At 52.0% G+C, this 14,832-nt stretch carries 10 protein-coding genes; 3 read left to right on the forward strand and 7 right to left on the reverse strand.

What is annotated here, in order from left to right; translation table 11 throughout:
* Positions 1–141 precede the first annotated feature (141 nt).
* Together EOE65_RS15665 and EOE65_RS15670 are read right to left on the reverse strand one after the other, a co-directional pair.
* Positions 142–1,233, reverse strand: coding sequence for a polyamine ABC transporter substrate-binding protein (locus EOE65_RS15665; protein ID WP_127695447.1), 1,092 nt, complete (start codon positions 1,231–1,233; stop codon positions 142–144).
* Positions 1,234–1,483: 250 nt separating this feature from the next.
* Positions 1,484–2,821: a glutamine synthetase family protein gene (locus EOE65_RS15670; protein WP_127695449.1), complete on the reverse strand. Its 1,338-nt coding sequence runs from the start codon at positions 2,819–2,821 to the stop codon at positions 1,484–1,486.
* Between the two features lie 210 nt (positions 2,822–3,031).
* Between EOE65_RS15670 and EOE65_RS15675 the strand changes: the two genes are divergently transcribed.
* The 3 genes from EOE65_RS15675 (at position 3,032) to EOE65_RS15685 (ending at position 6,363) form a co-directional block, all read left to right on the forward strand.
* Positions 3,032–3,751, forward strand: coding sequence for a GntR family transcriptional regulator (locus tag EOE65_RS15675; protein WP_240657017.1), 720 nt, complete (start codon positions 3,032–3,034; stop codon positions 3,749–3,751).
* A gap of 228 nt (positions 3,752–3,979) precedes the next feature.
* Positions 3,980–5,368, forward strand: a complete 1,389-nt coding sequence (locus tag EOE65_RS15680; RefSeq protein ID WP_127695451.1) for an aspartate aminotransferase family protein — start codon at positions 3,980–3,982, stop codon at positions 5,366–5,368.
* A 158-nt stretch (positions 5,369–5,526) separates the two neighbouring features.
* Positions 5,527–6,363 (forward strand): LuxR C-terminal-related transcriptional regulator, encoded by an 837-nt coding sequence (locus EOE65_RS15685; protein ID WP_127695453.1) that lies wholly within the window; start codon positions 5,527–5,529, stop codon positions 6,361–6,363.
* Positions 6,364–6,390: 27 nt separating this feature from the next.
* On the opposite strand, the gene EOE65_RS15690 is transcribed toward EOE65_RS15685, so the two are convergent.
* From EOE65_RS15690 to EOE65_RS15710, 5 genes are all read right to left on the reverse strand, one after another.
* The gene (locus EOE65_RS15690; RefSeq protein ID WP_127695455.1) at positions 6,391–9,540 is read right to left on the reverse strand and encodes an efflux RND transporter permease subunit; all 3,150 of its coding nucleotides are present in this window, start codon (positions 9,538–9,540) and stop codon (positions 6,391–6,393) included.
* A gap of 10 nt (positions 9,541–9,550) precedes the next feature.
* Complete coding sequence (locus tag EOE65_RS15695) at positions 9,551–11,260, reverse strand: efflux RND transporter periplasmic adaptor subunit (RefSeq protein WP_127695457.1); 1,710 nt, start codon at positions 11,258–11,260, stop codon at positions 9,551–9,553.
* Positions 11,261–11,270: 10 nt separating this feature from the next.
* On the reverse strand, positions 11,271–12,662 hold the full coding sequence (locus EOE65_RS15700) for a TolC family protein (RefSeq protein ID WP_127695459.1): 1,392 nt from the start codon (positions 12,660–12,662) through the stop codon (positions 11,271–11,273).
* A 100-nt stretch (positions 12,663–12,762) separates the two neighbouring features.
* Entirely contained in the window at positions 12,763–13,122 is a 360-nt protein-coding gene (locus EOE65_RS15705; protein ID WP_127695461.1) for a hypothetical protein, read from the reverse strand.
* A 121-nt stretch (positions 13,123–13,243) separates the two neighbouring features.
* The gene (locus EOE65_RS15710; protein WP_127695463.1) at positions 13,244–14,731 is read right to left on the reverse strand and encodes an aldehyde dehydrogenase; all 1,488 of its coding nucleotides are present in this window, start codon (positions 14,729–14,731) and stop codon (positions 13,244–13,246) included.
* Positions 14,732–14,832 lie beyond the last annotated feature (101 nt).

A 14,832-nucleotide genomic window follows, 5' to 3' on the forward strand; every position in this document is an offset into this window, starting at 1 on the left:
CCCACACAAGGCAAGCGTCAGGGTTAAAACGGCTAGCTAAATATGCTGAAGCACAAACGATACGTCAGTGCCTTTGGCGCCTTATCGTCGCAGTTGTAGAACACCGGGAACGCGTTGACACGTATCCCGGTGCACTATCTATCAACGTCCGGTTTTAATGCCACTCCATGCACGAGTCAACTGGCGATCAAATTTCGCAGTGTGTGCATTTTGCGTAAACAGACGCGCTTTTACCTCATCGGCAGGGTAAATGCCCGGGTTGTTAACGACATCCTCATTCAAGAGAGGACGAGCCGCCGTATTTGCAACGGCATAGTAAACGAAATTAGCGATACTCGCGCCAGTTTCTGGGCGCAGAATGTAATCGATAAATTGGTGAGCCGCCTCAGGGTGCGGAGCATCAGCAGGGATTGCCAGCAGATCAAACCAGACCAGCGTACCCTCTTTTGGAATCATATACTCAATGGTGTGCTTCTGACCTGCCTCTTGTGCACGGCTCTGAGCTTGCAGAATATCGCCGTTATAGCCTAAGGCAACACACACATCACCATTCGCTAGATCCGAGATGTACTTACTGGAGTGGAAGTACTTGTAGCTACTACGCACTGACTTTAATAGCTCAGTTCCTTTCGCTAGATCCGCTTTCTTCTCGGAGTTTGGATCAAGGCCCAAGTAGTTCAACGCGATAGACATCACCTCAGCCGGTGAGTCGAGTAAGCCAATACCGCAATCCGCTAGCTTAGCCGCAACTTCCGGCTTAAAGATCAGATCATAAGTATTGAAAGAGTCTGTACCAAGGCGCTTGGTCACCTCTTCTTTATTGTAGCCAAGCCCAATGGTGCCCCATGTGTAGGGTACGTTGTGCATATTGCCAGGGTCGTGACGTTCAACCTTTTCAACCAGCTCAGCATCGAGGTTTTTCAAGTTGCTCAGCTTCTGTTTGTCGATTTTAGCGTAGATACCCGCCTTTACCTGACGCTCCAGAAAAGAGCCCGTTGGGATGACAACATCGTAACCTGTGCCACCAGACATCAACTTCGCTTCGAGCACTTCGTTAGAGTCATAAACATCATAGTTGACCTTGATGCCCGTCTCTTTCTCAAATGCTTCGATAGCCGCTGGGTCCATATAATCAGACCAGTTATAGACGTTTAGAACCTTCTCTTCGGCCAATGCCGCTGTTGAGATCGACGCTGAAAGCGCAATAGCCAGTGCGGCCTTTTTGCTATACATAGGTACACTCCGTTTAGGTGCCACCGCTTCACACTCTCTAATGAAGGATGGTGACATGCTTTTTGTTATTGTTGCTAACCTAACTCTCTGTAGCTTTAGCCGTGCATTATGCTTGTTGTGCTAAACCTACAGCGAAAACCAGCTTTTGCCGCCCTTTGTGCGATAGCGGCAGGTACCAATCTACGTAGCTGACTGCTCTTTCGACATACCTCGCAGGTGGTATGACGAAAGTTCAACTGCGTGGTATTTATCAAAGAAAGCCTAAGTAAGACTCGTATTCGATATCTGAAATCTGCGCATGTAATTTTTGCTGCTCTTGGCGCTTCGCCGCGGTGAAAACACGAATGAACTCTTCACCCAAGTACTCGGATAGCACATCACTGTTCGCGAACGCCTCGGTGGCGTCATCCCAGCGATTAGGCAAGACCAACTCAGGGTCCATCTCGGCATAGGCGTCACCTTCAACCGGAGCAGGTGGCATCAGTTTGTTATCGATACCATACAAAGCACCCGCTAAAATCGCCGCAAGTACCAGATATGGGTTGGCATCCGCTCCTGCCACACGGTGCTCCACGCGACGTGCGACACATGGGCTATCCGGTACACGGATCGCTACGGTGCGGTTTTCGTAACCCCAGCTAGCGCACGTTGGTGCATGAGCGCCCACCATGAAACGGCGGTAAGAGTTCATATGGGGTGCGAACGTCAGCATGCCATCTGCCATCGTCTGCATCATGCCAGCAACAGCGTGCTTGAGCATATCGGTGCCTTCGTCGCCGCCATTATCAAACACGTTTTCACCCGCCTCGTTTAGCAAGCTGAAATGCACATGGAAACCGTTACCGCTCTTGTCCGCGTATGGCTTAGCCATAAAGGTGGCAGCGTATCCGTGCTTGCGTGCAATACCGCGTACCAGACGCTTAAACATGATCGCCTGATCACCCGCTAACATAGGGTTATCAACGTGGTTTAGGTTAATTTCAAACTGACCTGGTCCAAGCTCGGAGATAATAGTATCCGCCGGCACTCCCTGCTGTTCACACACTTCACGGACTTCCGCAAAGAACAGCGCTAAACCGTCCATCTCATCAATGGAGTAACAATCAGTCTCAGATAGGCGCCGGCCGTGCCCTTCCACTAAAACAGGTGGCTGCGGGCGCTGTGTTTCTTCTGACTTGCCGTCCATCAAGTAGAACTCAAGCTCGGTCGCAACGACGGGTGTCAGCCCTTTCTCTTTATAACGCTTAACCACTGCGCTCAGAACTTGGCGAGGATCAGCTAAGAAAGGCGAGCCATCTGGGTTGTACATCGTCGCCAAGATTTGGTCGCGGGCAGTTTCAGCCCAGCTTACGGGAACGGGCTCTGGATGCACTGGCATACAAACACCATCACTATCGCCGGTTTCAAAAACCAGACCATTCTCCAGTACATCATCTCCCCAGAAGTCGAATCCAACCACTGAGCGCGGCAGCTTGACCCCCTCTTCCATCACTTTATCCAGTGTATTGCTTGGCATACGCTTACCGCGCAGGTTGCCATTTAGGTCGGTGATGAACAGATCAAACTCGTTGTTATTATCAGAAGACATAAGATTCTCTCTAAACACGGTGTCATCCAGCGCCGCACAGCTGAGTGCAGCCTTCTTCAGCTAGATGATCACAGGTCACAATCTAATTGAATTGTGATCACAAATACACAACAATGTGATCACGAATTTCTCTTTCGGTCAACTATTCGTCAGTAGCTTATTGCATTCACCCTCAACCGCGATAGCGGTAACATAAGGGCAAACAACAAGATGACAAAGCCAATGGACAAGAAATCCCCTATCGAAATTACCTTAACCGAGCGAAACGAGGGTGTAACTATCACCCAGTGGGTATATTCGATGCTCCGTAACGCCGTCATGAACGGAGAAATTTTGCCTGGCCGCGCGCTTACAATCCGCGAACTGGCGGCACTTCTCGATGTCAGCCCCATGCCTATTCGTGAAGCATTGCGGCAGCTCGCAGCCGAGGGCGCACTTGAGATTCAGGGGAACCGCCGGGTGCTCGTTCCCCACATGACAGCCATGAAATTCGATGAACTTTGTGAAGCACGTATTGCGATAGAATCTCATGCGGCGGCTCGTGCGCTCCCCTATATTGATAACGTGAAATTAGACGAGTTACGCCAGCTAGACTGCCTGATTGATGATGCTCAAGAGCAGGGAAACCTCAATAAAATTAGCATCTTGAATCAGAACTTTCACCGCAGCCTGTACACGGCCAACCCCCACCAGGTGACGCTTCCGTTGATCGAGAGCATCTGGCTGCAACTCGGCCCATTTATGCGCTTAGCCACCAATCATCTCAAAGATCACTACCTTGTCGATCGTCATAACGATGCGATGCAAGCCATTGAAAGAAAAGATGCTTTTGCGCTACAAATCGCCATTTCGGCCGATATTCGCGAGGGCTTTGCCTTCGCCAGTACCCCAGAGTTACTGCAGCGCTTTATCGAAGAGTCTGAGAGCTAACCCTGCGCACCATCCTTGCCCCGTTACGCCCCATATTTTCTTTTTTGATATCAAGCACTTCGAGGTATACGCCTCGAAGTGGTGCGATTTTTTATCAACTTTGTGATTGACTTTTAAATTTTGTGATCACAAAATCAATTCAAACTTGATCACTCAACGACCCCATCGAAAATTCACACGACCTGTGTTCAAGCGATGGTGTCGCTGCTACTAAATTGGAGTAACGTTATGTCCAGCCATCGCACAACGACAGCGGCTAACACCGCCGATATTCAAGCCACCGATGCTAGCCACCACATGCACCCATTTACCAACACAGGTGCACTGAACCGCAAAGGCGCACGTGTTATCGAACGCGCCGAAGGCGTTTACCTGTGGGATAGTGAAGGCAACAAGATTATCGATGGCATGGCAGGCCTTTGGTGCGTCAACATGGGTTACGGGCGCAAAGAGCTTGTTGAAGCAGCGCACCAGCAGATGCAAACACTGCCCTACTACAACACCTTTTTCCAAACAACTCATACACCTGCTGCAGAGTTAGCCAAAGAGATCGCAAGTGTTACGCCTGGCGATCTAAACCATATCTTCTTTGCAAACTCCGGTTCCGAAGCGGTTGATACTGTCATTCGCTTGGTGCGTCAGTACTGGAATATCAAAGGCAAGCCGTACAAAAATATCTTGATCGGTCGTGAAAATGCGTATCACGGCAGTACGATTGGCGGCACCAGCCTAGGTGGTATGAGCGGCATGCATAAACAAGGCGGCCCACTGGTACCGAATATCGAGCGTATTCGCCAGCCTTACTGGTACGGCGAGGCAGGCGATATGAGCGAAGAGGAGTTCGGTCTTGCCTGTGCACAAGCACTAGAGGAGAAGATTCTTGCCGTAGGGCCTGACAACGTTGCGGCGTTTGTAGGTGAGCCGATCCAAGGCGCTGGCGGTGTTATCGTGCCACCCGCTAATTACTGGCAAGAGATCAAGCGCATTTGCGACAAATATGACGTACTGATCGCAGCAGATGAAGTTATCTGTGGTTTTGGTCGTACCGGCAACTGGTTCGGCTGCCAAAGCTTTGATTTCCAGCCCGACCTGATGTCCATGGCCAAAGGCCTATCTTCCGGTTACCTGCCGATTGCGGCTGTTGCCGTTGGTGATCGCATTGCCAACGCGTTTATCGAGCACGATGAAGACTTTAACCACGGCTTCACCTATTCGGGCCACCCTGTGGCGGCGGCGGTTGCTATCGAAAACATCCGCCTTATGAAAGAGGAGAACATCGTTGATTACGTCGCGAACGATATCGGGCCTTACTTTCAAACTAAGCTGCGTGAAATGCTCAGCGAACACCCACTCGTTGGGCACATCGAAGGCATGGGGCTAGTTGCAGGTATCGCGCTGGTTAAAGACAAAGCGACCAAAACGCTCTTCCCAGATGATTTAGATATCGGCCTAATCTGCCGTGACCACTGTTTCGAAAACGGCCTTATTATGCGTGCCGTGGGTAGCCGTATGGTGCTTTCGCCACCACTGGTTATCAGCCACGCCGAAGTGGATGAAGTCCTAGAAAAGGCGCGCCACTGTTTTGATCTTACCTTGGCCTCTGTAGATAAGGGCTAAATTAGCCCTGACACGGTAAGCACTGAAGCACCGCATGCTTCACTTTCTACTGGCTGCCTCGCGCAGCCAGATTTTTTATTGCTCGATTCCATCGTAAACTACGAGTCAACGCCGCGATATTAGCCTATCGCCAGAAAGCAGCAAACGCAGGCCCCACCATGAGCCAAAGATACCAACAAGATGCACAATTCAGCGCATGGAAGAAAGATGTCGCCAGTTTAATAGACCATGTGAGGCTGCGCAGCTTCCCACATGTACTCGCTGACTTTTTAGGCACCCTGTGCCACTTCGATACCATCTTGATGGTTACGTTTAAAAAGAGTTTTAGGCCCGTCATTCTCTACCCGACAGACCCTGCTGAGCAGAGCCAAACGCTGCACAATTACCTCAGTAAATCCTATATTCTGGACCCGCTCTTCAACCGTATCCAAGCTGGTGGGCTTCCCGATGTTAGCCGCCTCATTGAGATCGCCCCTGACTCCTTCGAAACGACCGAATACTACCAAACATGCTACAAGGATTTTGATCTCGTCGATGAGATAAACCTTGTCATTGAGCTGGATAAAACCGTTACCTGTGCCATCTCCTTAGGGCGGAAAACGAACCTTGGCACCATCACCCGTGCCGAACTGCTGCGCTTACAGGACAGCTTCCCCGTGATTAGTGCGTTGGTGCGCCAATTCTGGCTTTCGCAAGCGGCCGAGTATGTTCAGTTTGAAAAATCCGATAGCGCGATGAAGCAAGCATTGAAAACCTTCGGTACGGGCGTGTTAACAAAACGCGAACAGGAGATATCAGGGCTAATTTTACAGGGCCACTCCTCCAAAGCGATCGCCTCGATGCTCAATATCAGTCTTGGAACCGTGAAAGTGCATCGTAAAAATATCCACACTCGTTTGAACACCTCAACGCAATCTGAGATTTTTACGCTCTTTCTAGCCCACCTCAACGAGATAGAAAACGCACATAGCAGCAACGAAGGAGAGGCCCAATAGCCTCTCCCTCTTTACATTACCTACCCCTCACGACGGTGTTGGCAACTGGCGATTGAACCGTTCAATCACCGGCCACTTAACCAAGCTGTAAACAACCGGCAACACGATCAGCGCCAGTATGACAGCACTGGTCATACCGCCAACCATAGGGGCAGCAATGCGGCTCATGACCTCCGCCCCTGTGCCATCCGCATAGAGAATGGGAAGTAGCCCAATAATGATTGTTGCCACCGTCATCATAACAGGACGCACGCGCAACCCCGCTCCACGCAGCAACGCATCTCGATACTCAGCACGCGTAATAGGCTTTCCTGTTTCTCGGGCCTCAGCCTGAAGCTCGCGAAGGGCTTGGTTGAGATATACCAACATAATGACGCCTATCTCTACGGCAACGCCTGCCAGCGCGATAAAACCTACACCCACCGCCACTGAAAAGTTGAAGCCCTCCCAATACATCAACCAAAGCCCGCCAATCATCGCCATCGGCAGCGTTGCGATGATGATAGCGACTTCACTAAACGCTTTGAAATTGAGATACAGCAACACCACGATAATCGCTAAGGTGAGTGGCAAAACATACGATAGCTTTAGCTTGGCGCGCTCCATATATTCATATTGCCCAGCCCAAATAATGGAGTACCCCACCGGCAGTGATAGCTCGCGCGCCAACATCGCCTTCGCATCAGCCACATAGGTACCAATATCTACGTTGTCGATATCGATAAATGTCCACCCATTAAGGCGTGCGTTTTCGCTTTTGATGCCGGGAGGGCCCTCTTTAATCTGTATTGATGCCACATCACCCAGCGTTATTTGAGCACCGTTTGGAGCCATCAAAGGCAGCATCGCGAGCTTCTCAGGGCTATCACGATAGTCTTGAGGATAACGTATGTTCACCGGATAGCGCTCTTGGCCCTCTACGGTTTGGGTAATGTTTCTCCCCCCAATAGCCACGGCTACACGCTGCTGGATATCAGCAATATTCAGCCCATAACGACTCGCCCGCTGGCGATCAATATCCACATTGATGTAGCGCCCACCGACCACACGTTCAGAGTATACCGATGCGGTCCCCTTAACTTGTGGTAGCAGCATCTCAAGCTGCTGCCCGATAGATTGAATCACGCCCAGATCAGGCCCCGCCACCTTGATACCAACCGGCGTTTTAATACCGGTGGCCAGCATATCGATACGTGTTTTGATGGGCATGACCCATGCGTTGGTGACGCCCGGCAGTTTCACTAAACGATCTAGCTCCGCTTTTAGATCTGCTGTCGTCAAGCCTGCACGCCACTCAGAACGCGGTTTAAGCTGGATAAATGTTTCGATCATCGTTAAAGGAGCGGGGTCCGTTGCAGTTTCAGCCCGGCCCACCTTGCCAAAGACATTGGCCACCTCTGGAACTGTACGAATCAGTTTATCGGTTTGCTGCAGCAGTTCACGCGCTTTGCCGATCGATATTCCCGGGTATGTCGTTGGCATATACATCAGATCCCCCTCATCCAGTTCAGGGATAAACTCGCTACCAATCTTATCGACCGGATAAAAGCCTGCGACCGTCACAACCAGCGCCCCCACCAACGTCGCTTTAGGGAACTTCATAACCTGCTTCAGCACGGGAAAATAGAGCGCAATCAGTAACCGATTTAGCGGATTCTTGCGCTCGGAGATCACTTTTCCGCGGATAAAGTAGCCCATCAACACCGGCACCAATGTGATCGCAAGCCCTGCTGAGGCCGCCATTGCATAGGTTTTGGTGAACGCCAGTGGCGCAAACATCCGCCCCTCTTGCGCCTCAAGGATAAACACCGGCAAAAATGATACGGTGATAATCAGTAAGCTGAAAAACAGTGCAGGCCCGACTTCTGAGGCCGCCCGTGCAACCACTTGCCACCGGTTTTGGTCAGTGAGCGGAGTTCTCTCCATGTGCTTATGCATGTTTTCAATCATCACGATGGCACCATCTGTCATCGCACCGATAGCGATTGCGATACCACCTAACGACATGATATTGGCGTTAATTCCCTGCCAATACATCACGATGAACGCCACCAATATTCCAAGGGGCAGCGTGACGACCGCCACGATGGATGAGCGAAGATGGAAGAGAAATGCCACACATACCAGCGCAACAACGGCGAGTTCCTCCAGCAACTTACTCCACAAATTGTCCACCGCGCGGGTGATCAAGTCAGAACGGTCATAAACCGGAATGACTTCAACTCCATCCGGTAAGGAGCCTTCCAAAGAAGCGAGCTTCTCTTTAACACCAGCAATGGTCTGCTGGGCATTTTCCCCAAAGCGCATCACAACAATGCCGCCGACAGTTTCCCCTTCGCCATTCAGTTCCGCCACGCCCCGGCGCATTTGCGGCCCTACCACCACCTCAGCAACATCGGCAATGGTCAACGCCACGCCTTGCTCGTTTACACCCAGCGGGATCTGCGCAATATCTTGCGCCGATTGAATATAGCCACTGGCCGTGACCATATATTCCGCCTCTGCCATCTCAATAACAGAAGCACCTGCTTCTTGGTTGCCCCGTTTTAGCGCGATCTCAATCAAACTTAAAGGGATACGGTGGGCACGCAACCGGTCAGGGTCGACCTGCACTTGGTACTGCTTCACCATGCCACCCACTGCTGCAACTTCGGATACACCGGGCACAGTTTGCAACTCGTATTTGAGAAACCAGTCTTGCAGGCTACGTAGCTCGCTGAGATCGTGTTGGCCGGTGCGATCAGTGAGCGCATAGATAAAGACCCATCCCACACCCGTCGCATCTGGGCCTAGCTGCGTCGTCGCCCCTTGCGGCAAGCTGGATGTTGCTTGGCTGAGGTACTCAAGCACTCGGCTACGAGCCCAATAGATATCGGTATCGTCATCAAAGATGACGTAGACGTATGAGTCACCAAAAAAGGAGTAGCCACGCACCGTTTTTGCGCCGGGTACAGATAAAAGCGCCGTGGTTAGGGGAAAAGTCACCTGGTCCTGAACAACCTGTGGTGACTGGCCCGGGTAGCTAGTTTTAACAATCACCTGCACATCAGAAAGGTCAGGTATGGCGTCAACTGGCGTATTTTTTAGCGCAAAACTACCGCTTACAATAAGGACAGCAGCAGCCACCAAAACCAGAAAGCGGTTAGCAATTGACCACCGAATAATAGCTTCAATCATTAGGCCACCCTCAGTGTTGCTGAGTATCAGAATGGTTAGCATGGGTGGGCGCAGGCGTTAGCTCAGTGATCACAAGATCATCACGCACCTCAAAGGTAAAGCGCACCACCGCTCCAACCGTTAACGCAGCAAGATCAACGTCCTCGCTTGCGATAAAGTCCATCGTCGCGGCCGGTCGATCCCACTTTTCAATGGCATCTCGGCTGATGTTGATAACACGGTTTTCAATATCAATACGGTTAATCGTGCCATTCACCGTGGCGCTCGAGACACGCGGCTGCGACATAATATGGATCCCAGTGATTTGATAATCTCCCGCCTCCCCTTTAGCCACCTCAAAGTGCAGTGTCTGCCCTTTTTCTAGCTGGTTGATATCCACCTGATCTGATGCCACAAAGTTCATGGTCATTGCTGGCCATTTCCACTCAGGTGCAGGCTCATGGCTGATGTTGACGAGGCGTTCTGCAGGCGTCACTGCGTTGACCTCCCCCGCCATCCAGACCTTACTCGGCGCAGGCGCCATGCGCAGAAAATCAGAAGACTTACTCGACTCCGAGTCCAACAGGAACTGAGCTGAGGTGACGATACGGTCAGTTTGCAACACCCCGTCCAAAACCTCGATGTAGCGATCATTCATGCGCCCTAACTGCACAGCCACCGACTTAAACTGCCCCTCCTCCAGTGCCACAACAACACGATCTTGTCGGCCTGTCCGAATGACCGCCTCACGGGGCACCATCAACGTCGTTTCACTATCACGCGCAAATAGCGTCAGAGATGCAAACATGTTGGGGCGCAGGCGTTGATCAGGGTTGGCAAAGCGCATCCGCAGGCGCAGGGTGCGTGTGTCAGTAGATAGGGTTGGGTAGATATACTCGACGCTCCCTTGCCACTGCTGCCCCGGAAAATAATCGAGGCTCATCTGCACCGGTTGGCCTTGGGTGACAAAAGCCGCTTGGTTTGCAAAAACCTCCCCCTCAACCCAAACCTCATCAAGTTTGGCAATACTCATCAGCGTTGTGCCCGGCTTCACATAGAAGCCCTCGCGCACCGATAAATTCTCGATCACACCAGACTGAGGCGCATAGAAAGTCACACTCTGCTGCACTTCTCGGGTTCGCTCTAGCTCTTTGATAAAGTGGCTTGGTACCTGCAACGCCGCCAGACGGCTACGAGCAGCCTTGGCCAAGATGCGATTACCTCGTTTCAACGCGATCAACAGCTCTTGCTGAGCGGTCACTAATTGCGGTGAATAGAGTCGATACAATGGCGCTCCTTGCTCCACAGGGCTTCCCGTCGATTCAACAAACAGCGCTTCAACCCAACCCTCAATACGCGGATGGATATGTACTAACGCATCTTCGCTGTACTGGACGTAACCAACGGTATCCACTCGTGACTCAAAGGGCGCCTCGATAACGGCTGCCGTTTTCACACCCAAGTTGTTAACAACCTGCGGAGCTATTTCGACCGCTCCGGCCACCGTGCTGTCACTAGCCTCCTCATAGACGGGCACAAGGTCCATGCCCATGGGTGACTTGCCCGGCTGATCACGCCGATAGTTGGCATCCATCGGCGCCACCCAGTATAGCGGTTGCTTTTCAGCGCTTTCGGTACTCAGCTGGCCTTGCAAAACGGCCGGGGCAAATAAGATAACGCCACCCACACCGAGCGCTGCGCCAGCGGTCATCACCAACAGATTTTTGATAATTCCTGACATCTTTCTCTCCTTACTCGCCCACTCGCTCTGCACCGCTTTGGGTGAGCAGATAATTGAGTCTTACAATGCTTTTTAAGCGTTCAACGGCGATATCCAGCGCTGCGATGCGTGTGTTCATACCCGTCACTCGAGCTTGCAATGCCGCAGAGATCTCGCCGTCATCCAAGGTGTAAGCGTTCAATGTGAGCTCAGCAAGGCTGGTCGCTTGCGCCAATAACGTGCGCTCAAACAGCCGATGCCGCTTCTCTAGACTCGCCAATGTGCGCATCTCGCTATGCATGGCGCTTTGCATCTGGTTCATAAGCAGCACCGCTTCTGTTTTCACCGCTTCACTCTCTGCGATGGATGCAGCCACGTTGCGATCTTGTTTCTGGCTCGCAAATAGCGGCAGATCAAACGAGATGCCAATTGAAAACAGATCTGCACGGCTGGGGCCATTGGGCGCATCATCCCGATAGCTATATCCAGCACTTACAGCCCATTGGGGTTTGTACTGCTCGCGTGCCAGCGCAATATCCTGCGCTTTCACCTGCTGATCGACACCAGCCGCTCTCAACAAAGGGTGTTGGCGTAAAAGGTCCATGCGCTGAGCATCTGTTTCAGGAGGGGTTGGCCGCTCAAGTGCTGGTAAGCTATCCGGCAGGTGGCCAACGAATCTTTCCGAGGCGGGCAAGGCCGCTGGGTATAACCACTGAGTTATGCCGGCCAAAGCAGCACTCAAACTCTGCTGCTGGCGTAGCAGGCGCTCTTGTAGCTGTGTGACGCTCATCTGCGCTTGAACAACATCGTGCTGGCGAGCCGCGCCAATGCCAAAGGCATAGTTACTCCGAGCAACGTCTAAAACCTTTTCGACCCATGGCAGCTCGCTTTCTATCAGGGCTGCTGTCTTATCAGCTTTGATCGCATCGAGCCATAACAGCGATACATCGCGTTCTACCTGTGCTTTACGGTTATCACGCAAGAACGACTGCTTTGAAGCAGCCACCTCTTGGCGGGCCTGTTTGATAGACAGAGTGTCCCCGCGAGGTAACAACTGGGTCACGCCGAACTTTAACTGTGTCATCGCCTCTTGGTTAAAATCAGCGGTATTGGTTGGCAGGTTCGCCAGCGTTACGGAAAATCGCGGATCAGGTAGGGCACCGAGCGCGACACTTCGCTCAAGCATCGCCTGCTGCTGATAAAGACTCCCCTGCAGCCAAGGGTCGTTTTGTAACGATATCGCTACCGCATCGTTCAGCGTCAGCGGAGTATCCGCTTTGGCCATTGACGCCACCACTAGTAAGCCAGCACCAAGTAAGCAGCGCACAGAGCCATAAAGACCTTGGCTATAGAAAGAGATATTGGACATGCGTAAGCGCAGCTGAGGCTGCGCTCCACATCGATAGAGTTTTTTGAAATGCATAATCTTACCCCCAGATATTCTGGGCTAAACCCATTACAACGAACGGGCTAAAAACAGGAAAAAGCGGCAGTGCGCAAAATCAGGGCGCACTTTCCCTGTGTTAGGTAAGAATGGGAGGACGATAGAGGGACTGAACTGTATCGCGCGGCTGCGCTAAATGCTGCTGCGATAGCAAGGCAGCACGTTCGATTTCAAAGCGCAGTGGCCCAGCGTAAGCTGCAGATAACGCAGCACAAAACATCGCAGGGCAGTGTTCATCAGCTTGGCAGCAGTCGGGGGCAGATTCTCCCATCACGTTGCTCTGCAGCATAGCGTGATGCTCTGCCATCTGAGAGTGATCCATCATTTCGGCGTGGCTATCCGCTTGCTGACACACCATAGCCGTCAGCGCGACTGTCTGGCCGATAGGGGCAAACAGTAAGGCACACAACGTGAGTATATGGATAAAGGACTTCAGCATGGGCGAATCAACAGATAGATACAGTCGCTAAATAACGCTAGATACCAAAGATGCTACGGCAGTTACGAGGGGATGTAAATGCTAAGAGCAGCCCCTGCGTCTTGCAGGGGCTTGATGGGTCTTACGACAAACGGATCATGACGTTTTTCACATCGGTGTATTTCTCGAAGGCATGTAGCGATTTATCACGGCCATTGCCCGATGCTTTCACACCACCAAACGGAACCGTGGTATCGCCCTCTCCCCATGTATTTACCCACACCATACCGGCTTGAATCTGGCGGCTTACACGGTGAGCACGCGAGAGGCTTTCGGTCCACAGAGCAGAGCCCAAACCGTACTGGGAATCGTTCGCTAGGCGAATCGCCTCCTCCTCTGTTTCAAAAGTACATACCGCAAGCACAGGGCCGAAGATCTCCTCTTTCACAAAGGTCATGCCGTTGTGTGCGTTATCAATGATGGTCGGCTCAACAAAGAAACCTTCGCCTGTTTGGTGCTCAGGTACGCCACCCAAAAGTACACGGCCACCCTCTTCGATAGCGGAACTTACATAGCGCGCAACCGTGTCCAGCTGTGCTTTGTCCACCAAAGGCCCCATCGTTGTTGCTGGGTTGAGCGGATCACCCGGCTGAAAACGCTTAGCGGCCGCCACCAGTTTTTCGACAAACTCATCTTTAACCGATGCATCAACATACAGGCGCGAGCACGCGATACACACTTCGCCTTGGTTGCCAAAGATGGCAACGGCTGCTGTTTGTGCGGCTTTATCCAAGTCTGCATCGGCAAATACTAGATTTGGCGACTTACCGCCAGCCTCTAGCCACACTCGTTTCATGTTGGATTCGCCAGCGTAGCCCATGAGCATCCCCGCCACACGCGTCGAGCCGGTGAAGGCTAATACGTCGACATCCTGATGCAGCGCCAACGCTTTACCCGCAGTGTGACCATAGCCTGTCACAACATTGAATACGCCATCAGGGATACCCGCTTCTTTCGCAAGCTCCGCCAAGCGTAGCAAGCTGAGAACTGACTTTTCCGATGGTTTTAGAATGACGCTATTACCTGCCGCCAACGCCGGTGCCACTTTCCACGCCGCCATCATCAAAGGGTAGTTCCAAGGTGTGATACAGCCCACAACGCCGCACGGCTCGTGGCTGATCAACGCCAGGGTATCCACGCCCGTTGGTGCGATTTCGCCATAGACTTTGTCGATGCACTCCGCTGTCCACTCGAAGCAGTCGATCGTATCAGGGATATCGATGGCGACCATCTCAGAAATTGATTTACCCATCTCAAGGGTATCGAGCAGTGCTAGCTCATCTCGGTGCTGATCGAGTAGCTGCGCAAGACGTAGCAACACTTTTTTACGTGCACGTGGCGCCATCTGCGACCATACACCCGACTGAAACGCCGCACGGGCATGGGATACAGCCACATCAATATCTGCTGTGTCGCAGCTGGCTACATTAACCAAGACCTCTTCCGTTGCAGGATTGACTGAGGGGAAGGTCTCGCCACTGATGGCTGGGACAAACTCACCGTTAATGAACGCGCCCTCACGAAAGCGCAGTTCGCTGCGTAGCGCTTCCCATTCCTGATAACTTTTCATTACGTCTTACTCCTGCATAAATTTGGCATCATTAACTGACAGACTATATAGCGCCGCACCGACGCACTATACACCCGAATAGGTATGTGAGGGGATGGACT

The organism is Neptunomonas marina (genome assembly GCF_004005935.1).
In the GTDB taxonomy this organism is placed as follows: Bacteria; Pseudomonadota; Gammaproteobacteria; order Pseudomonadales; family Balneatricaceae; genus Neptunomonas; species Neptunomonas marina.

Excerpts from the sequence above, each read along its gene's own strand:
- EOE65_RS15665 (WP_127695447.1), bottom strand. The coding sequence starts at position 1,233 with ATGTATAGCAAAAAGGCCGCACTGGCTATTGCGCTTTCAGCGTCGATC.
- EOE65_RS15670 (WP_127695449.1), bottom strand. The coding sequence starts at position 2,821 with ATGTCTTCTGATAATAACAACGAGTTTGATCTGTTCATCACCGACCTA.
- EOE65_RS15675 (WP_240657017.1), top strand. The coding sequence starts at position 3,032 with ATGACAAAGCCAATGGACAAGAAATCCCCTATCGAAATTACCTTAACC.
- EOE65_RS15680 (WP_127695451.1), top strand. The coding sequence starts at position 3,980 with ATGTCCAGCCATCGCACAACGACAGCGGCTAACACCGCCGATATTCAA.
- EOE65_RS15685 (WP_127695453.1), top strand. The coding sequence starts at position 5,527 with ATGAGCCAAAGATACCAACAAGATGCACAATTCAGCGCATGGAAGAAA.
- EOE65_RS15690 (WP_127695455.1), bottom strand. The coding sequence starts at position 9,540 with ATGATTGAAGCTATTATTCGGTGGTCAATTGCTAACCGCTTTCTGGTT.
- EOE65_RS15695 (WP_127695457.1), bottom strand. The coding sequence starts at position 11,260 with ATGTCAGGAATTATCAAAAATCTGTTGGTGATGACCGCTGGCGCAGCG.
- EOE65_RS15700 (WP_127695459.1), bottom strand. The coding sequence starts at position 12,662 with ATGCATTTCAAAAAACTCTATCGATGTGGAGCGCAGCCTCAGCTGCGC.
- EOE65_RS15705 (WP_127695461.1), bottom strand. The coding sequence starts at position 13,122 with ATGCTGAAGTCCTTTATCCATATACTCACGTTGTGTGCCTTACTGTTT.
- EOE65_RS15710 (WP_127695463.1), bottom strand. The coding sequence starts at position 14,731 with ATGAAAAGTTATCAGGAATGGGAAGCGCTACGCAGCGAACTGCGCTTT.